This window comes from Ramlibacter sp., assembly GCA_019635435.1.
Classification (GTDB): Bacteria; Pseudomonadota; Gammaproteobacteria; order Burkholderiales; family Burkholderiaceae_C; genus JAHBZM01.
Map to the genome: position 1 here is coordinate 2,817,027 of JAHBZM010000001.1, position 22,846 is coordinate 2,839,872.

Genomic DNA, 22,846 nt, shown 5'->3' on the forward strand with positions numbered 1-22,846 from the left:
CCGTCCATCGCGATGACGCGCTCGCGGCCTACACGCGGGTGGCGCGTTAACCTACATGCGAATGGATGGAGGTCTGTAATCTCAGCTCCACCGCCTGCCGGGCACACTGCATGACAGCATGCATCTGCCAGCTGCTCACAAACCGGGAGACCCCATGTCAAAAGACCACCAAGACAGTTCACGCCGCCGCTTTGTCCTGGGCTCCGCGGGCGGCGTGGCGCTCACGATGGGCTCGGGCCTGGGGCTCAGCGGCTGCGGCGGCGGCAACGAGGAAGCCGAGCAGCGCTTTGGCTACGGTGTCGCCAGCGGCGACCCGCTGGCGGATCGCGTGATCATCTGGACGCGCGTGAACAAGCCGGGCGAGGACCCGACGCAGGTGCAATGGGAAGTGGCGAGCGACCCGCAGTTCAAGACCATGGTGCGGTCGGGCACGGCCGTGACGGGTTCGGTCCACGACTTCACGGTCAAGGTCGACGTGACCGGCCTGAGCCCGGCCAGCTACTACTATTACCGCTTCCGCCATGGCACCGAGATGTCCGCCACCGGCCGCACCAAAACCCTGGCGTCGGGCTACCTCCCCTACGCCAAGATTGGCGTGTTCTCGTGCGCCGCGTTTCCCCTGGGCCAGTTCCATGTCTACGCGGACGCCGCCGACCGGGGTGACATCGACGTCGCCCTGTTCCTGGGTGACTACATCTACGAGACCGGCCTGAATGACGCGGAGCAGATCGCCGCCACCCTGATCGGCCGCAAGATGGACCCCAAGGGCGAACTGCACCTGCTCGCCGAGTACCGCGCGCGCTATGCCCAGTACCACACCGACTCCAGCCTGCGCGCCTTCCATGCCACCATCCCGGTCATCGCGGTCTGGGACGACCATGAAATCGTCAACGACACCTGGCGCGATGGCGCGGGGGGCCACGACCCGGCCACCGAGGGCAGCTTTGCCTTGCGACGCGCGGCGGCCATCCAGGCCTACCACGAGTGGCTGCCGACGCGAACCTCCACGATGCCTGACGAGATGACCATCTACCGGTCTTTCGATTTCGGGAACCTGCTGTCACTGCACATGCTGGACACCCGGGTGATCGGACGCGACGCCCCGCTCGGTCGCGACGCCCATCTGGCCGGCGCGGCCAGTGACCCGGCGCGCCAGCTCATGGGCCCGGTCCAGTCGGACTGGCTCGCCGCCAGGATGCAGGCGTCCACGGCCACCTGGCAGATCATCGGGCAGCAGGTGCTGTTCGGTCGCATGAAACTGCCGTTGAGCATCTTCGACAATTTCACCGAAGACAGCATCAACGAGTACCTGCAGGCGGTGGACACGGCCGAGGCCATGCGCACCGAGCGCCAGCGTGCGCTGGTCACGCAACCCTTCATTGCCCACGACCTGAACACCTGGGATGGCTTTGAAGCCGCGCGTGAACAGGTCCTGAGCACCGCGCGCAGCCTCGACAAGAACCTGGTCGTGGTCTCGGGCGACAGCCACAACGCCTGGGCCAACAACCTGCGCGACGCCGCCGGCACGGCCATTGGCGTCGAGTTCGCCACCCCCTCGGTCACCTCGACCGGCCTGGAAGTGGCGCACCTCAAGGTGGGCCGCCAGTTCCTGGCGGATTCGTTCGTTCGCATCATGCCCGACCTGCAGTACGCGGAGACCACCAGCCGGGGCTACCTGTTGCTGACCGTCACGCCCGAGGCCGTTCGCGGTGAATGGGTATTTGTCAGCTCGGTGCTGCAAAACTCCTTCAGCAAATCCGCGAGCCCCGCCTGGTTGATGCTGCCTGGCAGCGGCAACCGAACCCTGGTGCGCGCGACCTGACGGGGCCGCCAAGGGGAGGTTCAGAGCTTCTCGGTCTCGCCCTGGCGGGGCTGCCAGGTCATGAGCCGCTTCTCGATCCGGCCGACCAGGCCATCGAGCATCAGGGCAAAGGCGGTGAGCACGACGATGCCCGCGAACACCGTGTTGACATCAAACGTGCCCTCGGCCTGAAGGATCAGGTAGCCCACCCCGCGCGCGGACCCCAGGTACTCCCCGACCACGGCCCCCACGAACGCCAGGCCCACCGAGGTGTGCAGGCTCGAGAACACCCAGCTCGTGGCACTGGGCAGATAGACCGTGCGCAGCAACTGGCGCTGGTTGGCGCCCAGCATGCGGGCGTTGGCCAGCACCACCGGGCTGACCTCCTTCACGCCCTGGTAGACGTTGAAGAAGACGATGAAGAACACCAGCGTGACCGCCAGTGCCACCTTGCTCCAGATCCCCAGGCCAAACCAGAGCGCAAAGATCGGCGCGAGGATCACGCGCGGCATCGAGTTGGCCGCCTTGATGTAGGGGTCGAGAATGGCCGCAGCCGTCGGGGCCAGCGCCAGCCACAGGCCAAACACCAGGCCCAGCACCGTGCCCAGGCCAAACGCCAGCACCGTCTCCAGCAGGGTCACGCCCAGATGGCGGTAGATGTCGGCCCGCCCCGGCAGCCCCTCGGGGAACAGCAGGCTTTCGCCCAGGCCGAATGGCATGAACCAGCTCCAGATGCGGCCGGCCACCTTCACGGGCTCGCCCAGGAAGAACGCGTACTGCTCGTTGCGGGACAACGCCTGCCAGACCGCGAGCATGAGCACCAGCACCGCCAGCTGCCAGTAGCGCAGGTTGCGCTCAGAGGGCTTGAGCACCTGCCACATCAGGCGGCCTTGCGCAGTTGCTGGGCATAGCCCTTGAGCACCTCGTCGCGCAGCACCCCCCAGATCCGGGTATGCAGCTGCACGAAGCGCGGATTCACCCGCACCTCGGCGACATCGCGCGGCCGGGCGAGGTCGATGTCGAACTCCCCCAGCGGCCGGGTGGCCGGCCCCGCCGACAGCACCACCAAGCGGTCACTCATCGCAATCGCCTCGTCAAGGTCGTGGGTGATGAACAGCACCGCCTTGCGGCGCGCCGACCACAGCGCCAGCACCTCGTTCTCCATGAGTTGCCGGGTCTGGATGTCAAGTGCCGAGAACGGCTCGTCCATGAGAATGATGTCGGGGTCCAGCACCAGGGTCTGCGCCAGCGCGGTGCGCTTGCGCATGCCGCCCGACAGCTGGTGCGGGTAACGGTCGCCGAACTCACCCAGCCCCACCCGCTCGAGCCAGCCCTGCGCCTCGGCGCGGGCCTGGGCCTCGGGCACGCCGCGGTATTGCAGGCCCATCATCACGTTGTCGATGGCGCTGCGCCAGGGCATCAGCGCTTCGGTCTGGAACATGTAGCCGGCGCGCGTGTTGATGCCGTTCAGCAGCTCACCAAACACCCGGACCTCGCCTGACGAAGGTGCCAGCAGGCCCGCCGCGACGTTCAGCAGCGTTGACTTGCCGCAGCCCGTGGGCCCCACCACCGAGACGAACTCGCCGGCGCGGATGCGCAGCGTTGTGTCGGCCACGGCCGTGTAGCGCTGGCCGGCGGCGTCGCGCGAGCGGAACGTGACACTGAGGTTGATCAGCTCCAGCGCGAATTCGGCCGCGGCCGGAGCCTGCCCCGCGTCCGCGGCAGGGTCGCGGGCCGGCCTTTCAGCGTCGCCCACGGTCAGGCCTTGAACTTGTCCTTGGCACGCCGGGCAAATTCGTTGGTGAAGGTCTTGCCCAGGTCGATCTTGTCGGCCTTGATGTGCGCGTCGAAGCTCGACAGCGCCTTGAGCGCGGTCCTGGTCCCTTCTTCGGGGATGATGCCGTCCAGCGCGATGGCTTCGCGCACCTTGTTGAACGACGCCAGATACAGTGCGCGGTCGCCCAGCAGGTAGGCATCGGGCACGGTCTTGATGATGTCGCTCGGCCCCGCCGTCTGCAGCCACTTGAGCCCATGGACGATGGCATTGGCCAGCGCCTGGCAGGTGTTGGGGTGCTTCTGCACGAACTCCATCGGGGCATAGAGGCAGGCCGCGGGCATGGGGCCGCCAAACACGTCCAGCGTGCCCTTGAGCGTGCGCGTGTCGCTGATGATGCGCACATCGCCCTTTTGCTCGAGCATGGTCATCACCGGGTCGGTGTTGCTCATCGCGTCGATCTGGCCCGAACGCAGCGCGGCAAGCGCGCCGGCCGCGGTGCCGACCCCGACAAAACTCACGTCGCTGGCCTTGATGCCCGCGCGCGACAGCACCAGGTTGGCCACCATGTTGGTCGACGAGCCCGGCGCGGACACACCGATCTTCTTGCCGCGCAGGTCGGCCACGCCGCGGTAGGCCGGCATGGCCTTGGTCGACACGCCGACCGCGATCTGGGGCGCCCGTCCCTGCAGCACGAACGCCTGGAACATCTGGTTCTTGCTCTGCAGGTTGATGGTGTGCTCGTAGGCACCACTGACCACGTCGGCCGAGCCGCCCACCACCGCCTGCAGCGCGCGCGAGCCGCCAGCGAAGTCCGAAATCTCGACGTCCAGGCCCTCGGCCTCGAAGTAGCCCAACTGCTCCGAGATGGTCAGGGGCAGGTAGTAAAACGCCGCCTTGCCACCCACCGCGATCGAGACCTTGGTCTTCTCCGGCTTGCCCTGGGCACGCAGGGAAGGGACGGCCACGCAGGTGGCCGCGAGTGCGGCCAGCGAGGCGAAAGTCCGGCGGCGGACATGAATGTTGTTCACGGTACAAACCTCTCTTTTCTCTACTGCGCGCAGGTTACCGAGCGCCCCTTCGCACCGCATCAGGATCATCCCGTGCGGGTTTGTACGTAAGCAGCAACAGGTTAGCGATAGCCGACGAAAAGAATGCCCACGTTCACCAGCAGCGCCAGTGCCCAGACCGCCGAGCGCGCCGTGGGCAGGCCCGCCACATAGAGCACGACATAGATCATTCGCAACACGATGTAAACAAAGGCCAGGATGTCGAGCCGGGCCTGCGGCGCGCCCAGCTGGTGGGCAATGATCACGGCGCCCATGAAGAACGGCAGTGCCTCGAAGCTGTTGGCCTGCGCGGCGTTGGCGCGCGCCCGCCAGTCCTTCTGGCGGGCCATCCAGCCGCGCGGGTCATGGTTGTCAAAGCCGCCGTCCTTGCGCGGCTTGCCGAGCTGGCCGGACTTGGCCAGCCAGGCACAGGCAATCGGCATCAATGCAGCCAGCAGCACACACCAGTAAGCAACGGTAAATCGGGCGTAGTTCATCTTTGTTATCTCCTGTCCACCAGGGCATGCGCGATCGTGCCCAGGTCCACGTATTCAAGTTCGCTGCCCGCGGGCACGCCACGCGCCAGCCGCGTGACCTGCAGGCCGCGGGCCTTGAGTGCTTCGGAAATCACATGCGCGGTGGCTTCACCTTCGGCGGTGAAGTTGGTCGCAAGGATCACCTCCTGCACGGTACCGTCCAGGGCCCGCGCAAACAGCTTCTGCAGGCCGATGTCGCGCGGGCCAATGCCATCGAGCGGACTGAGCTTGCCCATCAGCACGAAGTACAGCCCCTTGAAGGCCGATGTCCGCTCCACCGCCGACTGGTCCGCCGGTGTCTCCACCACGCACAGCTTGCTGCGGTCGCGCTGGGGGTTCAGGCAGGTGCCGCAGATGTCGGCTTCGGTGAAGGTGTGGCAATGGTCGCAATGCCGCACGGTCAGCGCCGCCTGGTGCAGCGCCTGCGACAGCAGTTGCGCGCCCTCCCGGTCGTGCTGCAGCATGTGGAACGCCATGCGTGAGGCCGACTTGATGCCCACGCCCGGCAAGCGCCGCAGCGCCTGGACCAGCGCCTCGAGCGAGTTGGAATCAGCCACCCGTCAGCGGGTCAGAAAGGGAACTTCATGCCGCCGGGCAGGCCCGGCATGCCGGCCGTGAGCTTGCCCATTTTTTCCTGCGAGGTTTCCTCGGCCTTGCGAACGGCTGCGTTGAACGCAGCGGCCACCAGGTCTTCGAGCATGTCCTTGTCGTCGGCCAGCAGGCTGGGGTCGATGGTCACGCGCTTGACGTCGTGCTTGCAGGTCATCAGCACCTTGACGAGACCGGCGCCGGACTCGCCGGTCACTTCGATGAAGGCCAGCTCGTCCTGCGCCTTCTTGAGGTTGTCCTGCATCGCCTGGGCCTGCTTCATGAGGCCGGCGAGTTGTCCTTTGTTGAACATGGAATGGGTCCTGTGGTTAAACGGTGGGTTTGATGCTTCCAGGCACGATTTTCGCGCCAAAGTCGCGCATCATGGCCTGGACGAAAGGGTCATTGAGGATGATGTCCTCGGCCGCGCGCTGCTTCTCGGCGGCGGCGGCGGCGTTGCGGCGCGCCGGGCTGTCGCCCACGCTGCCCACCTCGACGCTCAGGCTCACCTCATGGCCCGCCGCCTTCAGCGCGTTCTGCAGCCGTTCGCGGCTGGCCGGCTGGTTCAGCGACTCCCGCTCCACGCGCAGCATCCAGTGGCCCGTGTCGCGCGCCACCAACTGCGACTGCAGCGCCAGCTCGCGCACCAGCGCGGTGATGCTCTCGGCCTGCACCAGTTGCTGCACGGTCGCGTGCCAGAAATCGCCTTCCTCCGTCAGCACCAGCGGGCCGGCGCTGCGCGATGCCACGGCGGCATCCTGGCGGGACTCGGGCTGCACGCGCACCGGCACGCCCATCACCGGGCTCGCGGGCTGGCCGGGCGCTGAGGCCACGGCGCGCGGGTTCGCCCGGGGCGCGGCCGGCTCGACCACCGCAAGCACCTGGCCCGGCGGAGCGCCAACGGCCGGGACCGGTTGGGGCCGCGGGGCCGGCAGCTGCGGCGCTACGGACGCAGGCGCGGGCGCCCATGCCGCCACCGGGCTGCGCACGGCGGCCGATGCCGCGGCGGGGGCCGGCGCGGCCGGCCGGGGTTCAGTCAGAGTTTTTTTTTCAGCCGTGCCCTGCGAGGCGCCGGGCTTGAACGCCAGCAGGCGCAGCAGCACCATGGTCAGCGCCGCGTATTCGTCGGGCGCCAGCCCCAGCTCGGCCCGGCCGTGCAGGCACATGCTGTAGAGCAATTGCGTTTCATCGGCGGGCAGGGTAGCGGCCAGCCGCGCCAGCTCCGCGGCCTCGGGGTCGGTGTCGTCGGTCGGGCCAGGCACGGCCTGCAGCACCGCCATGCGCTGCAGGACAGCGCTCATTTCCTCGAGCGTGGACGCCGCGCTCAGGCCATTGACCCGCAGCGTCTGCGTGGTGTCCACCACGGCCTTGCCATCGGACTGGGCCAGCGCGTCGATCAGCCGGAACACATGGCTGCGGTCCACACTGCCCAGCATCTGGCGCACCGTGGCCTCCTCCAGCTGGCCACTGCCAAAGGCGATGGCCTGGTCGGTCAGGCTCAGCGCGTCGCGCATGGAGCCACGCGCCGCGCGTGCCAGCAGGCGCAGTGCCTGGGTGTCGGCCGCCACGCCTTCGGCCTGCAGCACGTGCTGCAGGTGCTCCAGCACGGTCTCGGGCGCCATGGGCCGCAGGTTGAACTGCAGGCAGCGCGACAGCACCGTGACCGGCACCTTCTGCGGATCGGTGGTGGCCAGCACGAATTTGAGGTACTCGGGCGGCTCCTCCAGCGTCTTGAGCATGGCGTTGAACGCCGTATTGGTCAGCATGTGCACTTCGTCGATCATGAAGACCTTGAAGCGCCCCTGCACCGGCTTGTAAACCGCCTGCTCCAGCAGGCTCTGCACCTCGTCCACCCCGCGGTTCGACGCGGCATCAAGCTCGGTGTAGTCCACGAAGCGGCCGCTGTCGATGTCGGTGCAGGCCTGGCACACGCCGCAGGGCGTAGCGGTGATGCCACCCTGCCCGTCTGGCCCCTGGCAGTTCAGCGACTTGGCGAGGATCCGAGAAACCGTGGTTTTGCCCACGCCCCGCGTGCCGGTGAACAGGTAGGCATGGTGCAGGCGCTGGGTCGACAACGCATTGGTGAGGGCCTGCACCACATGGCCCTGGCCCACCATTTCGGTGAAGTTCCGGGGCCGGTATTTGCGGGCAAGCACGAGGTACGACATTGATCCGATTCTAGATGCCCTTGCCACAGCGAAGGCTGACCCGCCTCGCCTACAATATCCGCTGACGGGCCTCCCCGCATGGTGAAGCGGCCAACCGGGTCAGGTGGGGAACCAAGCAGCCCTAACTGTGAAGCCAGTGCCGGGGGTAAGGCTCGTCAACCTCCCTTCTCTTTCCCCTCCGGGCATCCGGCCAAATGCCACGCCAGGTGCCAAACGCGCGCCACGCGAGTACCATGGCCTGAAAACCGGAGGTGGCAGCAATGAAAAACGACGTCATATCCCCAAGGTTGCGGCTCGCTGGATCCGTATCGCGGGTTCAGGCCCTGCGCGCGTTGCTGCCGTTGCTGTTCCCGCTGGCCTGCACCAGCGCGCTGGCGCAAACCGCCCCGACGGCCCCGCGCTGGCAATTTCAGCTCTCCCCGTCCATCACGCCGCGCTTCGAGCCGTTGCAGGCCACGCCCACCGTCCGCGCCGGGGTCACGGGCTGGGCTTTCAACTCCCCCCATTCGGTGCTCGGCCTGAGCTTTGATGTGTCCACGCCCCAGGGCACGGGCCTGGTGCCCCCGCTGCGCGGACCGGCCGTGACGAGCGTGGACCTGGGCCTGCGCTGGCAGACAGCGCTCAGCCGTTCATCGCGCCTGGACCTCGCGGCCTGGCGGCGCACCCATGCCCAGGCCGAACCGCTGGGCCTGAGCACCGACCCAATCTATGGCACGAATGTGGAGATGCAGTTTGACGCGCTCAACACCTTCGGCTTCAAGCCCCAGCAAAGCGCCATCGGGCTGCAGGTCAACGGCGGCGGCGCATCGCTCAAGAGCAACCAGTCGGTGCTGTACTACCGCGCGCGGTTCTGAAGCCAGGCCAGCACGCCCTGCGCCGCCGCGCGCCCGCTCGCAAAGCAGCCGGTTAGCAGGTAACCGCCGGTTGGCGCTTCCCAGTCGAGCATTTCGCCCGCACAGAACACACCGGGCAGCTCGCGCAGCATCAGCCCCTGATCCATCCCTTCAAAAGGCACGCCGCCGGCGGTGCTGATGGCCTCGTCCATTGGCCGCGCGGCGGACAAGGTGAGGGGCACGGCCTTGATGGTTTCAGCCAAGCGCGCGCCGTCGTGGTAGGCGGCCTTGTCCAGCACCTCGTGCAGGATCGCGGCCTTGATGCCGTCCAGGCCCAGGCGGCTCTTGAGGTGGCTGGACAGGGACCGCGAGCCGCGCGGGTGCGTGACCTCGGCCAGCACCTGCTGCGCCGAGCGCGCGGGCAGCAGGTCGATGCTCAGCGTGGCCTGGCCGGTGGCGGCGATCTGGTCACGCAGCAGCGACGAGGCCGCGTAGACCAGGCTGCCCTCCACGCCGGTGGCGGTGGCCACGAATTCGCCCTTGCGCTCGAAAACCTCTCCCTGCGGGCCGACGCAGCGGATGGCCACGCTCTTGAAGGGCTGGCCGGCAAAGCGGCTGGCAAACAGGTCGGTCCAGCCGCCAGCCTTGTCAAAGCCGCAGTTGGCGGGCACGAGCGGCACCACGGTAACACCGCGCTGCGCAAGCAGCGGCACCCAGGCGCCGTCGGACCCGAGCCGGGCCCAGCTGCCGCCGCCCAGGGCCAGCACCACGGCATCGGCCTGCCGCGCGCGCTCGCCTTGGGCCGTGGCAAAGCGCAGTGCCCCGGCGTCGTCCCAGCCCGTCCAGCGCTCCCGCATGTGAAAGCGCACCCCTGCCTCGCGCAAGCGGTGCAGCCAGGCGCGAAGCAGCGGCGCAGCCTTCATGTCGGTGGGAAACACGCGGCCGGAGCTGCCCACAAAGGTCTCAATGCCCAGGCCCAGCGCCCAGGCGCGCAGTTCGTCCGGGCCCAGGCCGGCCAGCAGGCGCGCCAGCTGCGGCTGTCGTGCGCCATAACGTTGCTCAAACAGCGCCAGAGGCTCTGAATGCGTCAGGTTCAGCCCACCCTTGCCCGCCAGCAGGAACTTGCGCCCCACGGAGGGCATGGCGTCATACACATCGACCGACACGCCGGCGCCCGCCAGCACTTCGGCCGCCATCAGGCCGGCCGGCCCGGCGCCCACCACCATCACGCTTGTCGTCAAAATTCCACCAGCTTTCCTTCGCCTGTGAGAAACGCGGCCCGCACGGCCGCGCCCGGATGGGCGGCCTGCACAGCCGCCACGTACATCGTCATCTGTTCCCGCAGCGCGGCCTGGCGTTCAGGCTGCGAGGCGAGCTTGTGGTCCAGCACCCACCACTCGCCGTTGTCGCGCCGGCGCACCAGCCGGTCCAGCCGCAGCGACTGGCCCTGGTGGTGCAGCGGCACCTCGTTGCCCTGCCAGTCGACCACGCCGGCATCCCAGGCCCAGGCGCCCTGGCCCGCGAGTATGCGCCGGGCCGCGGCGGCGGCCCGCTGCACCTCGCCGCCGGGCAGGCCAAACTCGCGCCCCACGGCATGCAGCTGGGGCGCCGTCGGGCCGGGCCCGGCCGGCGAAGCCCACTCCAGCAGGCGGTGCATGGCCTTGCCCAGCCGCGATGCAGGTGTGTCTTCATCATCATCCGCTATTGTTTCAGTAGCATCAGATGGCCGGCTGGCCTGGACTTCAGGAAGATTTGACATGTAAAACGCGGTGTCGGGCCCCTGCGCCCCCCCGCTGGCGGCCAGGGGCACCGGAGGCGGCGGCAACGGCTCGGCAAGGTCCTGCAAGCGCTGCCACCAGCTGCCGGCCGCCGCCTGGTGGGGCTGCACCGATGACAGCACCAGCATCTGGCGTGCCCGCGTCATGGCCACATACAGGGCATTGAGTTCCTCGCGCTGGCGCGCCGCGCGTTCGGCTTCCAGCGCCAGCGCCGTGCAGGCGGGCGCCCGGGTCTCGCTGGCCAGAAAGGCAAAGCGCACGGGCGCGGCCTCCTCGCCGGGCCATTCAACCAGCACGCCCATGGTTTCGGCGCGCGGGGCCGGCGCATCGGTGTCCAGCATCAGCACCACGGGCGCCTCCAGGCCCTTGGCACCGTGCACCGTGAGCAGGCTCACGGCATCGGTCTGGGCCAGCCGGGGCGCGCGCACCCCGCCCGCGCGCAGCGCACGCACCAAGGCGTAAGGCGTGAGAAACCTCGCCCCGTCGATCTGCAGGGCCGCGCCCAGCACCGCGCGCAGGTTGGCCAGCACCCCCGCGCGCAGCGGCCCGGGCGCCGCCGCGGCAAAGCGGGCCAGCACATCGCCATCGTGGTAGATCGCGTCCAGCGCATCATGCGGCGGCAAGGCCGCGACCCAGCCCTGCCATCGGGTCAAAATGGCCCCGAGTCCAATCAGGGCGGGCGGTAGCTGCTCTTCTTTTTGTAGCAAATCGAACCAGCCGGGCGAGCGGCCCGCGGCCTGCGCGTCGCGCCGGCGCAGGGCCAGTTGCACGAGGTCGGCATCGGCCACGCTCCACAGCGGCGAGCGCAGGGCCCGCGCCAGCGAGAGATCGTGGGCCGGCGACACCAGCACGTCGAGCAGGGCCACGATGTCCTGCACCTCGGGGGCGTCGGCCAGATCGTTTTTCTCGGGCTGCTGGGCCGCGACCTGCAGGGCCCGCAACTCGTCCTGCATCAGGGACAGCCGGTCGCGCTTGCGCGCCAGTACCATGATGTCGCCGGCTGGCCGGCCGGCGGACAGCTGCGCGGCCACCCAGTGCGCGGCCTGCCGGCATTCCAGGGTGCGCAGGGTGTCCTCGGGCAGTTCCCTGGGCACGCTCAGGCTGTCACGCCAGGCCAGCGGGTCGGCAGGGCTGGCGTCGGTGGCGACGGCTTCGCGCGTGATGGGCGGCAGCCGGGCCACGGCGCCCGGCTCGGCCGATTCGGTGGTGTGGCGGCGAAAGCCGGTGTACTCGCCGGCCTCCTGCGCCTGGGCCATGACCTCGTTGACCACGGCCATCACCCGCTGCGCGTTGCGGTGGGTGTGATCGCAACTCAGCAGGTCGCCGCCCAGGCCCTGGACCACGAACTGCTGCGCCGCCCGGAACACCTGGGGTTCGGCGCGTCGAAAGCGGTAAATGCTCTGCTTGGGGTCGCCCACAATGAACACACTGGGCGCCGCGCCGGCGCCGGCATAGCCCGAGAGCCAGGCGCCCAGCGCCTGCCACTGCAGCGGGTTGGTGTCCTGGAACTCGTCGATCAGCAAGTGGCGCACCCGCGCGTCCAGCCGCTCCTGCACCCAGCCGCTGAGCACCGGGTCGCACAGCATGGTGAGCGCGGCCCGCTCCACGTCGTTCATGTCGATCCAGCCACGCTCGCGCTTGAGCACCGAGAACTCGTCGATCAGAAGCCGCGACAGCCGCGCCATGCGCTGCTGGTGCTGCCAGGCCAGATGCTGCTCGCGCGCGCCCAGCAGCCGCAGTGCCACGGCCTGCGCGGCCCGGACCTGCTCGATGCCCGCGAGCTTGTCGCTGAACTTGCGCGGCTCGCCCTTTTGCGTGAGCAGCGCCGCCAGCGCGGCCGGTGCATCGCCAGCCGTCAGTGCCTGCTCGAGCTCGCTGCCCTTGGCCGCGAAGGTGGGTGCCGAGGCCCGCCCCAGGGCCCGCGCCGCGTCCCAGGCCACCGCGGCCAGCGCCCCCTGCGCCAGCACCGCTTCCTCAGGCGTTGCCAGGCCCGCGAATTCGGGAAACGGGCCGTCAAAAGGCTGGATCGACCGGTCCACCACGCCCTGCGCATCGGCCAGGGCAAACTCCACGCGCTTGGACAGGGCTGCCAGCAGCGCCTTCTGCGTCTGGAAACGCCCGTGCTCCGCCACGGCGTGCAGGTAGTCCTGCCGGGCTTCGGGCGTGCGCACCACCGCGCCATGAAAGCGGCGCCAGATCGCATCGACAGCCTCACTGTCGTCCTCCAGCAGCTCGTACTGGGCCGGCAGGCCCAGTTGCTGCAGCATGGCCAGCGGTGCATTGCGCAGCAGGGCCGCAAACCAGCCGTGAAAGGTCCGCACCTGTACCGGCCGGCCCGATGCGAGCAGGGTTTGATACAGATTGGATAGCGGCTCGCGCAGGTCCCGTGCGGGCTGCGGGGCGATTCCGCGCATCAGCAGCTCCTGCTCGAGCTGATCGGGCGAGGCCTGGGCAAACCGGGCCAACCACTCCTGCAGGCGCTGGCGCATCTCGCCCGCGGCCTTGCGTGTGAAGGTGATGGCCAGGATTTCCTGGGGCTGGGCACCGTCCAGCAGGGCGCGCAGGATGCGCGAGACCAGCATCCAGGTCTTGCCCGCGCCCGCGCAGGCTTCCACGGCCACACTGCGGCGTGGGTCACAGGCCACGGCGTAAAACTCGGCCCGGCTCACCGGCCGACCGTTGAGCTCGTAGGCCAGGCCCTGGGGGGCACCCGTCGGCGCCCCGCCGGCCTGCAAGGAGGTTTCGCCGCTCATGCCCAGAAGTCCTTGCGGCACAGGCCGCGCGCCGCGCAGAAGTCGCAGACCCGGCCCTCGCCCAGCGCCGGCAACGCCGCGCCATCGCCGATGGCCGCCAGGTCGTGCAGCATGCCCTCGACCAGCGCGTCGCGGGCGGCCACCACCTCGGGCTGCTCCACGGTCCGGGTCTCGCGCTCGCCCACGTTCACATAGGCGGCGCGCAGCGTGTCGTCTTCGAGCAGCGCGGCGTAGAACGCGAGCTGGGTGTCCTCGGTGGGCGCCTTGACGCGGTCGCGCGAAACCTGAAGATTCTCGGTTTTGTAGTCCACCACCATGCGCAGCCCGGCTGCATCACTGTCCACCCGGTCAATGCGGCCCATGAGCTGGACCGGGCCAAGCTGGACCCGCGCCTCGCTCTCGGCCTGGCTGAACTGCAGCCCCTGGGCCTCATGGCTCTCCAGCCAGGCCAGGTAGCCATCGCGCAGGCCCGGCCAGCCGGCGGAAAAAGGCAAAAACTCATCCTCGGGCAGGCCGGCCTCTCGCGTCTGGGCCTCGGCCACGGCGTCGAGCAAGGCCTGGCGCGCCGGGCCGGGCGGCAAGGGCCCGGCCGCCAGGGCCCGGTGAAAGTCGCGCAGCACGGCATGCAGCCAGTTGCCAAAGTCGCGCTTGTCGATGTCGGCGTCCAGCTCATCCGACTCCCGCAAACCGAGCTGGCGCAGCGCGAAGAACCGGTAGGGGCAGCGGCGCAGGTCCTCATAGGCGCTGGCCGAGAGCACCGGCACGGGCAGTTGCGGCGCGCGCGGCTGCGGCCGCGGCGTCGGGCATGGCGCCACCGGTCGCAGCGCGCGGGGGTCGGCCCCGGCCTGGCCCAGCCCGGCCAGTTGCATCTGCTGAACCAGGGCACTGGGCAGCAGCGGTTCGCCCGCGGCATCGCCACGGCGCCACAGCACGTCGCAGTGGGCCATGCCCAGCGCCTGCTGCCAGGCAGCGCGCTGCGCGGCTTCGAGGGTGGCGCGCGAATCAAAGCCCAGCGCCTCGCGCTGGGCTGTCGTCCAGGGCCCGGGCGGCTCGGGCGACGCGGGCAGGTTCGCCTCGTCGCAGCCCGGCAGCACGGCGGCCGCGAACGGCTGGGCCAGCATCTGCTCCAGCGGCAGCACCACGACCTGCTCGTCGCGCGGGTGACGGGGCTTGAAGCTGGCCGCCTCCAGCGCGTCGCGGACCCAGGCGCTGAAGTCCGCCAGGCCCATGCGGCACCCGCCCTGCGGCAGGCTGGCCCACAGGGCCTGACCGTCCTCGGCCAGTCCGAGCGCGGCCAGCACCGCGTCGCCGGCCGCGTCCCCCTGCAGCAGCGGCCACTGGCCACCGGCCTGCAGCAGTTCGCGCAGGCCCTGCAACCAGTGCACGAGGGCGCGCGGGCGTTGCAGGCCTTCGCGCAGCAGGTCCAGCGCAGGAACCAGCGTGGCATGGCGCGGCAGAGGGCCGAGCCGGGCCGAGGCCGACGCCCAGTCGCGCAGACCGGCGTCGCGCAGGGCTTTCTCAAGCGCCCGCACGGCGCCGGCGTCGAACGCCGGGGCATGTTTGAGCCAGTCCAGCACCGTGTCGCTGGACGCCTGCCAGGCACAGGCCTGCAGCGCCGTCATGAGGTGGGCGGCAGCGCGGGTGGTCGACAGCTTCCAGCCGGTCTCGTCACGCAGCCGCACCCCCTGGGCGCCCAGCATGGCGCGGATGCGGCGGGTCAGGGCCCGGTCGGTGGCGGCCAGCGCCACCGGCGCGCGGCCTGCCTCCAGGTGCCGCAGCACGCAGGCGGCGGCGCGTTCCGCTTCGTCCTCAGGGCCCTGCGCTTCATGCCAGGCCACCTGGCCCGCAGGCGGCGTGCCCATGAGCGGCAGAGCCACCGCCTTGTGCGCCAGCCGCGCGCGGATCTGATCAACCAGGGGCTCGGCCTGGAAACCCTCGAGCACCACCAGGCAATCAAGCTCGGCATCCAGGTCATCGGTCAGCAACGCGTCGGTGGCATAGCTTGACGCCAAGGCCCATTCCAGCGCGATGCGGGCCACGGCCGCCTCCAGGGCGAGCGCCGGCGCCTCCAGCCCGGCCACCACCGCGCCGCGGGCCCGATGGGCCCACGCCGGCCGCTGCGCCGGCGGCACGGCCGCGACGCGGCCCGCAAGCTGGCACGCGGCTTCGACCAGGCGGCCCGCGAGCAGTTCGCGCTGGGCCGCCAGGCCGGCCTGTTCAAGAAGCCCCTGGGCGGTGAGCAGGTCACGCGCGGTGTCAAAGCACAGGTCCTGCGGGCCTGGCAGGAAGCCGCCGCGGCTGCGGGTCCAGTTCATGGTGGTCTCAAAACGCGGGGCGAAGCCATCGGGCACCGCGCAGGCCCAGGCCTTGCGTGCCTGCCCCATCAACTGGGCATACGGGACCAGCACCACCGTGCGGGCGGGATGCGCGCCACGCCCGCGCAGCAGCTGCGCCACATGCCCCATCAGGGCGGCCAGCGAGCCCTGCGCCTGATGGTTTTGCGCTATCGCATCCATAGCACGCGGGGCCTCTTGCACGGCCTGTAGGGGGACTTGGTTTCTGTCACAATTCCCCCACTTTAGCTGTACCGCCAACTGACATCCAAGGAACCACCATGGCCAGCGACCTCATCAAACATATCTCCGACACCAGCTTCGAGGCCGATGTGCTGCAGGCCGGCAAACCCGTGCTGGTGGACTACTGGGCCGAGTGGTGCGGCCCCTGCAAGATGATCGCGCCCATCCTCGACGAAGTGGCCGGCACCTACGGTGACAAGCTGCAGATCGCCAAGATGAACGTGGACGAGAACCGCGACATCCCCGCCAAGTTCGGCATCCGCGGCATCCCCACGCTGATGCTGTTCAAGGATGGCCAGTTGGCCGCCACCAAGGTGGGCGCCATGAGCAAGGCGCAACTGACCGCGTTCATCGACCAGCAACTGGCCTGAACGCATTGCGACACAAAAAATGACGGGGCCCTCGCGGCCCCGTTTTCACGTGATTTTCCTGTCATAATTGTTCTCAGTTCACCAGCGCGCCCCGGGCGGCTGGTTCGAGTTCCAGGTCTGTGAGGCTCCTCTTGCCTCACATCCCCCCTCCCCCAAGACTTTCCCAGAACTCCCCCAAAGGGGTCACTCCATGCACTTAAACGAACTCAAGGCACTGCACGTGTCTGAAGTCCTCAAGCAGGCCGAAGAGCTTGAGATCGAAAACACCGGCCGCATGCGCAAGCAGGAGCTGATGTTCGCCATCATCAAGAAACGCGCCAAGGCCGGCGAACAGGTGTTTGCCGACGGCGTGCTCGAAATCCTGCCCGACGGCTTCGGCTTCCTGCGCAGCCCCGACACCAGCTACACGGCCAGCACCGACGACATCTACATCTCGCCCAGCCAGGTGCGCCGCTTCAACCTGCACACCGGCGACATGATCGAGGGCGAAGTGCGCATCCCCAAGGACGGCGAGCGCTATTTCGCGCTGACCAAGCTGGACATGGTCAACGGCGGGCCTCCGGAGCAGAACAAGCACAAGGTCATGTTCGAGAACCTGACCCCGCTGTTCCCCAAGGAGCAGATGAAGCTGGAGCGTGACAACTTCAAGGGCGAGGAAAACATCACCAGCCGAGTGATCGACATCATCGCTCCCATCGGCAAGGGCCAGCGTGCCCTGCTGGTGGCCCCGCCCAAGAGCGGCAAGACGGTGATGATGCAGCACATCGCCCACGCCATCGCGGCCAATTACCCCGACAGCTACATGATGGTTCTGCTGGTGGACGAGCGGCCCGAGGAAGTGACCGAAATGCAGCGCTCGGTCAAGGCCGAGGTGATTGCCTCCACCTTTGATGAGCCCGCCGCCCGCCACGTGCACGTGGCCGAAATGGTGATCGAGCGCGCCAAGCGCCTGGTCGAGCTGAAAAAAGACGTGGTGATCCTGCTGGACTCCATCACCCGCCTGGCCCGCGCCTACAACAACGTGGTGCCGTCGTCGGGCAAGGTGCTGACCGGCGGCGTGGACTCCAATGCCCTGCAGCGCCCCAAGCGCTTCCTGGGCGCGGCCCGCAACGTGGAAGAAGGCGGCTCGCTGACCATCATCGCCACCGCGCTGGTCGACACCGGCAGCCGCATGGACGAAGTGATCTTTGAAGAGTTCAAGGGCACGGGCAACAGTGAAATCCACCTAGACCGCCGCCTGTACGAAAAGCGCGTGTTCCCCTCGATCCAGCTCAACCGCAGCGGCACCCGCCGCGAGGAACTGCTGCTGGCCCCCGAGATCCTGCAAAAGACCCGCATCCTGCGCCAGTTCATGTACAACATGGACGAGATCGAGTCCATGGAAATGGTGCTCAAGAGCATGCGCGCCACCAAGACCAACGTCGAGTTCTTCGACATGATGCGCCGCGGCGGCTGATCCGGCTCCAAGTCCTTGATTTAATTGTATAATCGAGGGCTTTTTGCGGAAAGTAGGCTGGACGGTCCGGCCCGGCTCCCGCAGCTGACTCAAGGAAGATCATGAAAGAAGGCATTCACCCCAATTACCGCGAAGTGCTCTTCGTGGACCTGTCCAACGGTTTCAAGTTCGTGACCCGTTCCTGCGTGAACACCAAGGAAATGGGCAAGACGGACGACGGCCGCGAGCTGCCGCTGTTCAAGCTGGACACCTCCAGCGAATCGCATCCGTTCTACACCGGCACGCAGAAGTCGGTCAACGACATGGGTGGCCGCGTCGACAAGTTCTTCAAGAAGTTCGGCAAGCCCGCGGGCAAGACCGAAGAAGCCGGCAAGACCGCTGCCTGATAGGCCGCGCTCCGCCAGAGCCAGGGCAGCCCGGGTCACCGCGCTGCCCTTTTTGTTGGTCCGTCGCGCCCGCCGCCGGTGGATCGCCCCCCGATACAGGGGCTCATAATTCCCCGCGTGAACCAGCCTACCCCTGCCATCGTGACCCAGACCGCCGTGCGCCGATTGCCGCGGCTGGCCCTGGTGCTGTTCTGCCTTGCCTACGTCTTGCCCGGCTTCATCGGCCGCGAGCCCTGGAAAAATGCCGACATGACGGCGTTTGGCTACATGGCCGAACTGGCCTCTGGCGCGGCCCACTGGCTCAGCCCCACGCTGTTGGGCCAACCCCCTGAGTTCGACGCGCTGCTGCCCTACTGGCTCGGCGCCTGGGCGATTCAGCTCGCCCCCCCTTGGGTACCGGGTGATTTCGCGGCACGCATCCCGTTTGCGCTGTTGCTGGCACTGACCCTGGTGGCGACCTGGTATGGCGTCTACTACCTCGCCCGCAGCCCCCAGGCCCAGCCCGTCACCTTTGCATTTGGCGGCGAAGCCCAACCGACCGACTATGCCCGCGCCATGGCCGACGGCGGGCTGCTGGCGCTGATTGCCTGCCTGGGCCTGGCACAGCTCTCCCACGAAACCACGCCCGCGCTGGCACAGGTGGGGTTCACCGCGCTGAGTTTCTATGCGCTGGCCGCCACCCCCTGGCGAACCTGGCAACCCGCGGTGGGCCTGGTGGCCGGCCTCGCGGGGCTGGCGCTCAGCGGCGCCCCCACCATGGCCCTGCTGTTTGCCGCGGGAGGAGCCACGCTGTCGCTGCTGGACCCATCGCCCGAGGCCGACGTGAGGGCGCGCAGCCGCCGCTGGGCCGGCTTCGTCCTGCTCGTGGCCGTTGGCGTGGCCGCACTGGCCTGGACGCTCGATGCCTTCCACTGGCGCGTCGGCCAGCCATCGGGCGACTGGCGCAGCCTGGCGCGGCTGCTGCTGTGGTTCACCTGGCCTGCCTGGCCCCTGGCCTGCTGGACCCTGTGGCGCTGGCGCCGCCAGCTCGGCAGCCGGCACGTGGCCCTGCCACTGGTCTTTGTCGCGGCCTCCCTGATCACCACGCTGGTCACGCCGTCGTCCGACCGCTCCCTGCTGCTGGGCCTGCCCGCGCTGGCCGCGCTGGCCGCCTTCGCGCTGCCCACGCTACAACGCAGCGTCGCCGCCTTGATCGACTGGTTCACCCTGCTGTTCTTCAGCGGCTGCGCGCTGGTGATCTGGGTGGTCTGGATCGCCATGCAGACGGGCGTGCCCGCCAAGCCGGCCGCCAATGTTGCCCGGCTGGCCCCGGGCTTCGTGCCCAGTTTCTCCATGCTGGCCTTCGTGGTCGCGCTCGCGGCCACCCTCTGCTGGGCGTGGCTGGTGCACTGGCGGGCTGGCCGGCATCGCGCCGCGATCTGGAAAAGCCTGGTGCTGCCGGCCGGCGGCGCGGCGCTGTGCTGGCTGCTGCTGATGACGCTGTGGATGCCATTGCTGGACTACGCGCGTGGCTACACGCCGCTTGTCAGGCAGGTGGTCCGGCAGACGGGCGGGGCCGACTGCCTTGAAGTCCATGGCCTGAGCCGTGGCCAGATCGCCGCCCTGCAGTACCACAGCCGGCTCAAGTTACGCCCCGTCGGACTGACGCCCACCTGTTCCTGGCTCGTGGTGGGCGCCAGTTCCCTTGACGCATTGACCCTTGCCCTGGACATGCGGCGCTGGGCGCTGCAGGCCAACCTGCACCCTCCGGCCGACGCGGCCGACAACGTCCTGCTGTTCAGGCGCAACAGCCCGTGATAATGACTGCATGGCCAAATTGATCGTCCGCCCCACGGCGTCAGCCGACATTGCGCCACTGCTGCGTCTGCAGGCGCATGTCTACCCGAGCATCGCTCCCTGGAAACAGGACCAGCTCGCCCATCAGATCGAACTCTTTCCCGAGGGCCAGCTGGTCGCCGAGCTCGATGGCCGGATCGTCGGCTGCGCCAGTTCGCTGGTGATCCTCTGGGATGAATGGGCCGACGAACACACCTGGAGTGAAATCACCGCCTCGGGCACGTTCGACACCCACACCCCCCAGGGACTCACGCTCTACGGCGCCGAGGTCTTCGTCGACCCGCGCCTGCGTGGCAAACGCGTGGGCCACATGCTGTATGAGGGGCGCCGCAAACTGTGCAAGCAGCTGAACCTGCGGCGCATCATCGCCTGCGGCCGCCTGCCCGGCTATGCGGCCGTGGCCGACCAGATGTCGATCGAGCTGTACGCCAGGAAGGTGCTGTGGGGCGATCTGTTCGACCCCGTGCTGAGCTTCCAGTTACGCGAGGGATTCAGGTACTGCGGTATCATGAAAAACTATCTGCCGGATGACCATGAATCCAGTGGCCATGCGTCACTGATCGTCTGGATCAATCCGGACTATGACCCGTCGCAGGGCACCGCGCTTCAACGCGCTGCAAGCGGCGCAACGGAGTCGCCCCCATGAGCCAGCAACACCCCGACCTTGCCAAGGACCCGGCGCACAAGCCCACCCAGAACACGGTGCGCATCGCGGCGGTGCAGTACCTCCTTCGCTCCATCAACGACTGGAACGGTTTCGAGAACCAGGTGCGCTTCGTCATGAAGGCCGCGGGCGACTACAAGCCGCAGTTCGTGGTGTTTCCCGAGATCTTCACGACCCAGTTGCTGTCCTTCATGGACACCAGCGATCTGCGCCGCGCGGTGCGCAACATGAACGACTACACCTCGCGGTACGTGGACCTGTTCACCGAGCTGGCCGCGCACTGGGGGGTTCACATTGTCGGCGGCAGCCACCCCACCATCACCGATGGCCAGTTGCTCAACACCGCCTACCTGTTCACCCCCGGTGGCAAGGTGTTCACCCAGGACAAGATCCACCTGACCCGCTGGGAAAAGGAGAAATGGAAAGGCGACCCGGGGCACCACCTGCGCGTGTTCGACACCCCGCACGGGCGCATCAGCATCCTGATCTGCTATGACATCGAGTTCCCCGAACTCTCGCGCAAGGTCTGCGAACAAGGGGCCGACATCATCTTCGTGCCGTCATGCACCGACGACCGCCAGGGCTTCTGGCGGGTGCGCTACTGCTGCCATGCGCGCGCGATTGAAAATCAGGTCTACGTGGCGGTGACGGGCACCGTGGGCAACCTGGCCGTGGAAGGTCTGGGCCTGCATTTCGGCCAGGCCGCCATCATCACTCCCTCGGATTTTCCGTTCGCGCGGGACGGCATCGCCGCCGAGGGCGTGCCCAACATGGAGCAGATCGTGATTGCCGACGTGGACCTGGGCAAGCTCATCAGCAACCGCGTCAACGGCACCACCATCCCGCTGTATGACAAGCGGATCGACGTCTACGACAATGATGTCGAGGTGATCACGACGCGCTGACCCCGGCCTCCACCGCAGCAGGCGGGGCCGGCGCCACCACGGCGCGCACACGGCTGGCCGGAAACAGCAGTGTGAAGGTGGACCCTGAACCCGGGGTGCTGCTGACCTTCAGTTCGGCGCCATGGCGCTGCATCACGTGCTTGACGATGGCCAGGCCCAGGCCGGTGCCACCGGTCTCGCGCGAGCGGCTGCGGTCCACGCGGTAGAAGCGCTCGGTCAGGCGCGAGAGGTGCTCGGCCGCAATGCCGGGGCCCGTGTCGCGCACCGTGAACTCTCCCCGACCGTCGCCCAGAATCTGCCAGCCCGCCTCGATCCGCCCGCCCGCGGGCGTATAGCGGATGGCGTTGCTCAGCAGGTTGGACATGGCGCTGAGCAGCTCGCTGGGCGAACCCGCCAGTTCGGCAGCGGGCGCCTTGGTGAAATGCATCTCGTGCGGCCGGGTGGGCGCGAGCAGGGCAGACAGAGAGCGCCCCTCCTGCTCGCACTGGCTGAGCAGCACCGCCAGGGGCGTCCATTCGGCACTGCCCGGGGGCGGGCTGCCCTCCAGCCGCGAAAGCGTCAGCAGGTCATTGACCAGGGTCTGCATGCGGTGGGCCTGCTGCGCCATCAGGCCCAGATAGCGCCGCCTGTCGTCCTCATCCAGCGGCAGGTTCTGCAGCGTTTCCACGAAACCCGCGAGCACCGTCAGCGGCGTGCGGATCTCATGCGACACATTGGCCACAAAGTCACGCCGCATGGCTTCCGCCTGCTCCACGGCCGTCACATCACGGCTGAGCAGGAGCCGGCGGTTGCCTTCGTAGGGGTGGACCTGCACCGACAGCCGCACCGGCGACGACGCCGCCGCGGCGCCGCTGAGCACCACGTCGCGGCTGTAGTTCCAGGAGGCCAGGTAGGCCGCGAATGCCGGCTCGCGCACCAGGTTGCCGATGTACTGAAGATGGTCACGTTGGGCGTCAATGCCGAAATGCGTGGCCGCGGTCTGGTTGCACCATTCGATGCGGGCCTTCTCGTCCAGCAGCACCACGCCGTTGGGTGAATTTTCCAGTGCCACCAGAAACTCCTGCAAACGCGCCTCGCTCAACCGCGCGCGGCTTTCGCGCTCGCGCAGCAGCCGGGCGATCCGCTGAACCAGTTCCCCCCACAGGCCGCCGCCCGGGGAGGCCAGTGACGGCACGGCGTCGGCCCGCAAGGCGGCCATCAGGCGATGGGCCCGCCAGTAGTCGAATGCCAGCCGGGCCACCACCACCACAAGCGCGCCCAGCGCCGCGTATTCAACACCAAAAATCTGCCAGGCCCCCGCCGCAACTGCACAGGCCGCTATCAAAAGAAGAGCAAAGCGGATGATCATGGCCCTACGTTAGCACGGCCTCCC

19 protein-coding genes and 1 other RNA gene are annotated in these 22,846 nt (G+C 68.3%); 9 read left to right on the forward strand and 11 right to left on the reverse strand.

Annotated elements, in window-relative coordinates:
- Positions 1-154: 154 nt before the first annotated feature.
- On the forward strand, positions 155-1,822 hold the full coding sequence (locus KF796_13580; protein MBX3587664.1) for an alkaline phosphatase D family protein: 1,668 nt from the start codon (positions 155-157) through the stop codon (positions 1,820-1,822).
- 20 nt (positions 1,823-1,842) lie between these two features.
- On the opposite strand, the gene KF796_13585 is transcribed toward KF796_13580, so the two are convergent.
- Genes KF796_13585 through dnaX form a run of 7 tightly spaced genes read right to left on the reverse strand, consistent with a single transcriptional unit; the run spans position 1,843 to position 7,916 of the window.
- Positions 1,843-2,682 (reverse strand): ABC transporter permease, encoded by an 840-nt coding sequence (locus KF796_13585; protein ID MBX3587665.1) that lies wholly within the window; start codon positions 2,680-2,682, stop codon positions 1,843-1,845.
- Complete coding sequence (locus KF796_13590) at positions 2,682-3,557, reverse strand: ABC transporter ATP-binding protein (GenBank protein MBX3587666.1); 876 nt, start codon at positions 3,555-3,557, stop codon at positions 2,682-2,684. Before KF796_13590 ends, KF796_13585 begins: the two co-directional genes overlap by 1 nt.
- A 2-nt stretch (positions 3,558-3,559) precedes the next feature.
- Entirely contained in the window at positions 3,560-4,666 is a 1,107-nt protein-coding gene (locus KF796_13595; GenBank protein ID MBX3587667.1) for an ABC transporter substrate-binding protein, read from the reverse strand.
- 41 nt (positions 4,667-4,707) lie between these two features.
- A complete protein-coding gene (locus KF796_13600; GenBank protein MBX3587668.1) occupies positions 4,708-5,121 on the reverse strand; it encodes an MAPEG family protein in 414 nt (137 codons plus the stop codon).
- Positions 5,122-5,126: 5 nt separating this feature from the next.
- On the reverse strand, positions 5,127-5,717 hold the full coding sequence (gene recR / locus KF796_13605; protein ID MBX3587669.1) for a recombination mediator RecR: 591 nt from the start codon (positions 5,715-5,717) through the stop codon (positions 5,127-5,129).
- 11 nt (positions 5,718-5,728) lie between these two features.
- Positions 5,729-6,061 carry a YbaB/EbfC family nucleoid-associated protein gene (locus tag KF796_13610; GenBank protein ID MBX3587670.1) on the reverse strand — a complete coding sequence of 111 codons (333 nt, stop codon included), beginning with the start codon at positions 6,059-6,061 and terminating at the stop codon, positions 5,729-5,731.
- 16 nt (positions 6,062-6,077) lie between these two features.
- Positions 6,078-7,916: a DNA polymerase III subunit gamma/tau gene (dnaX, locus tag KF796_13615; GenBank protein ID MBX3587671.1), complete on the reverse strand. Its 1,839-nt coding sequence runs from the start codon at positions 7,914-7,916 to the stop codon at positions 6,078-6,080.
- A gap of 63 nt (positions 7,917-7,979) precedes the next feature.
- Here dnaX and ffs point away from each other — a divergent pair.
- Both ffs and KF796_13625 read left to right on the forward strand, forming a co-directional pair.
- Positions 7,980-8,076, forward strand: an RNA gene (ffs, locus tag KF796_13620) — signal recognition particle sRNA small type.
- 100 nt (positions 8,077-8,176) lie between these two features.
- On the forward strand, positions 8,177-8,770 hold the full coding sequence (locus tag KF796_13625; GenBank protein ID MBX3587672.1) for a hypothetical protein: 594 nt from the start codon (positions 8,177-8,179) through the stop codon (positions 8,768-8,770).
- Here the strand turns inward: KF796_13625 and KF796_13630 are convergent.
- The 3 genes from KF796_13630 to KF796_13640 are packed head-to-tail and all read right to left on the reverse strand — an operon-like array spanning position 8,752 to position 15,796.
- A complete protein-coding gene (locus tag KF796_13630) occupies positions 8,752-9,975 on the reverse strand; it encodes a TIGR03862 family flavoprotein (GenBank protein MBX3587673.1) in 1,224 nt (407 codons plus the stop codon). The two genes, KF796_13625 and KF796_13630, sit on opposite strands and share 19 nt — an antisense overlap.
- Before the next feature lie 11 nt (positions 9,976-9,986).
- On the reverse strand, positions 9,987-13,280 hold the full coding sequence (locus tag KF796_13635) for a UvrD-helicase domain-containing protein (GenBank protein ID MBX3587674.1): 3,294 nt from the start codon (positions 13,278-13,280) through the stop codon (positions 9,987-9,989).
- Entirely contained in the window at positions 13,277-15,796 is a 2,520-nt protein-coding gene (locus KF796_13640) for a PD-(D/E)XK nuclease family protein (GenBank protein MBX3587675.1), read from the reverse strand. Before KF796_13640 ends, KF796_13635 begins: the two co-directional genes overlap by 4 nt.
- A 98-nt stretch (positions 15,797-15,894) precedes the next feature.
- Here KF796_13640 and trxA point away from each other — a divergent pair, with 98 nt between their 5' ends.
- From trxA to KF796_13670, 6 genes are all read left to right on the forward strand, one after another.
- Complete coding sequence (gene trxA / locus KF796_13645; protein ID MBX3587676.1) at positions 15,895-16,227, forward strand: thioredoxin TrxA; 333 nt, start codon at positions 15,895-15,897, stop codon at positions 16,225-16,227.
- Positions 16,228-16,417: 190 nt separating this feature from the next.
- Positions 16,418-17,683: a transcription termination factor Rho gene (gene rho, locus KF796_13650; protein MBX3587677.1), complete on the forward strand. Its 1,266-nt coding sequence runs from the start codon at positions 16,418-16,420 to the stop codon at positions 17,681-17,683.
- Between the two features lie 101 nt (positions 17,684-17,784).
- Entirely contained in the window at positions 17,785-18,069 is a 285-nt protein-coding gene (locus KF796_13655; GenBank protein MBX3587678.1) for a type B 50S ribosomal protein L31, read from the forward strand.
- Between the two features lie 117 nt (positions 18,070-18,186).
- Positions 18,187-19,866 (forward strand): hypothetical protein, encoded by a 1,680-nt coding sequence (locus KF796_13660; protein MBX3587679.1) that lies wholly within the window; start codon positions 18,187-18,189, stop codon positions 19,864-19,866.
- 10 nt (positions 19,867-19,876) lie between these two features.
- Positions 19,877-20,551 (forward strand): GNAT family N-acetyltransferase, encoded by a 675-nt coding sequence (locus tag KF796_13665; protein MBX3587680.1) that lies wholly within the window; start codon positions 19,877-19,879, stop codon positions 20,549-20,551.
- Positions 20,548-21,474 carry a carbon-nitrogen hydrolase family protein gene (locus KF796_13670; GenBank protein ID MBX3587681.1) on the forward strand — a complete coding sequence of 309 codons (927 nt, stop codon included), beginning with the start codon at positions 20,548-20,550 and terminating at the stop codon, positions 21,472-21,474. The genes KF796_13665 and KF796_13670 overlap by 4 nt, the downstream gene beginning before the upstream one ends.
- Here the strand turns inward: KF796_13670 and phoR are convergent.
- Positions 21,461-22,822 (reverse strand): phosphate regulon sensor histidine kinase PhoR, encoded by a 1,362-nt coding sequence (phoR, locus tag KF796_13675; GenBank protein MBX3587682.1) that lies wholly within the window; start codon positions 22,820-22,822, stop codon positions 21,461-21,463. The two genes, KF796_13670 and phoR, sit on opposite strands and share 14 nt — an antisense overlap.
- Positions 22,823-22,846: the final 24 nt, after the last annotated feature.

Coding starts and splice junctions, on each gene's coding strand:
- rho (MBX3587677.1), top strand. CDS start 16,418: ATGCACTTAAACGAACTCAAGGCACTGCACGTGTCTGAAGTCCTCAAG.
- KF796_13585 (MBX3587665.1), bottom strand. CDS start 2,682: ATGTGGCAGGTGCTCAAGCCCTCTGAGCGCAACCTGCGCTACTGGCAG.
- KF796_13640 (MBX3587675.1), bottom strand. CDS start 15,796: ATGGATGCGATAGCGCAAAACCATCAGGCGCAGGGCTCGCTGGCCGCC.
- trxA (MBX3587676.1), top strand. CDS start 15,895: ATGGCCAGCGACCTCATCAAACATATCTCCGACACCAGCTTCGAGGCC.
- KF796_13655 (MBX3587678.1), top strand. CDS start 17,785: ATGAAAGAAGGCATTCACCCCAATTACCGCGAAGTGCTCTTCGTGGAC.
- dnaX (MBX3587671.1), bottom strand. CDS start 7,916: ATGTCGTACCTCGTGCTTGCCCGCAAATACCGGCCCCGGAACTTCACC.
- KF796_13665 (MBX3587680.1), top strand. CDS start 19,877: ATGGCCAAATTGATCGTCCGCCCCACGGCGTCAGCCGACATTGCGCCA.
- KF796_13630 (MBX3587673.1), bottom strand. CDS start 9,975: ATGGTGGTGGGCGCCGGGCCGGCCGGCCTGATGGCGGCCGAAGTGCTG.
- KF796_13600 (MBX3587668.1), bottom strand. CDS start 5,121: ATGAACTACGCCCGATTTACCGTTGCTTACTGGTGTGTGCTGCTGGCT.
- KF796_13625 (MBX3587672.1), top strand. CDS start 8,177: ATGAAAAACGACGTCATATCCCCAAGGTTGCGGCTCGCTGGATCCGTA.
- KF796_13595 (MBX3587667.1), bottom strand. CDS start 4,666: ATGCGGTGCGAAGGGGCGCTCGGTAACCTGCGCGCAGTAGAGAAAAGA.
- KF796_13635 (MBX3587674.1), bottom strand. CDS start 13,280: ATGAGCGGCGAAACCTCCTTGCAGGCCGGCGGGGCGCCGACGGGTGCC.
- phoR (MBX3587682.1), bottom strand. CDS start 22,822: ATGATCATCCGCTTTGCTCTTCTTTTGATAGCGGCCTGTGCAGTTGCG.
- KF796_13670 (MBX3587681.1), top strand. CDS start 20,548: ATGAGCCAGCAACACCCCGACCTTGCCAAGGACCCGGCGCACAAGCCC.
- KF796_13610 (MBX3587670.1), bottom strand. CDS start 6,061: ATGTTCAACAAAGGACAACTCGCCGGCCTCATGAAGCAGGCCCAGGCG.
- KF796_13580 (MBX3587664.1), top strand. CDS start 155: ATGTCAAAAGACCACCAAGACAGTTCACGCCGCCGCTTTGTCCTGGGC.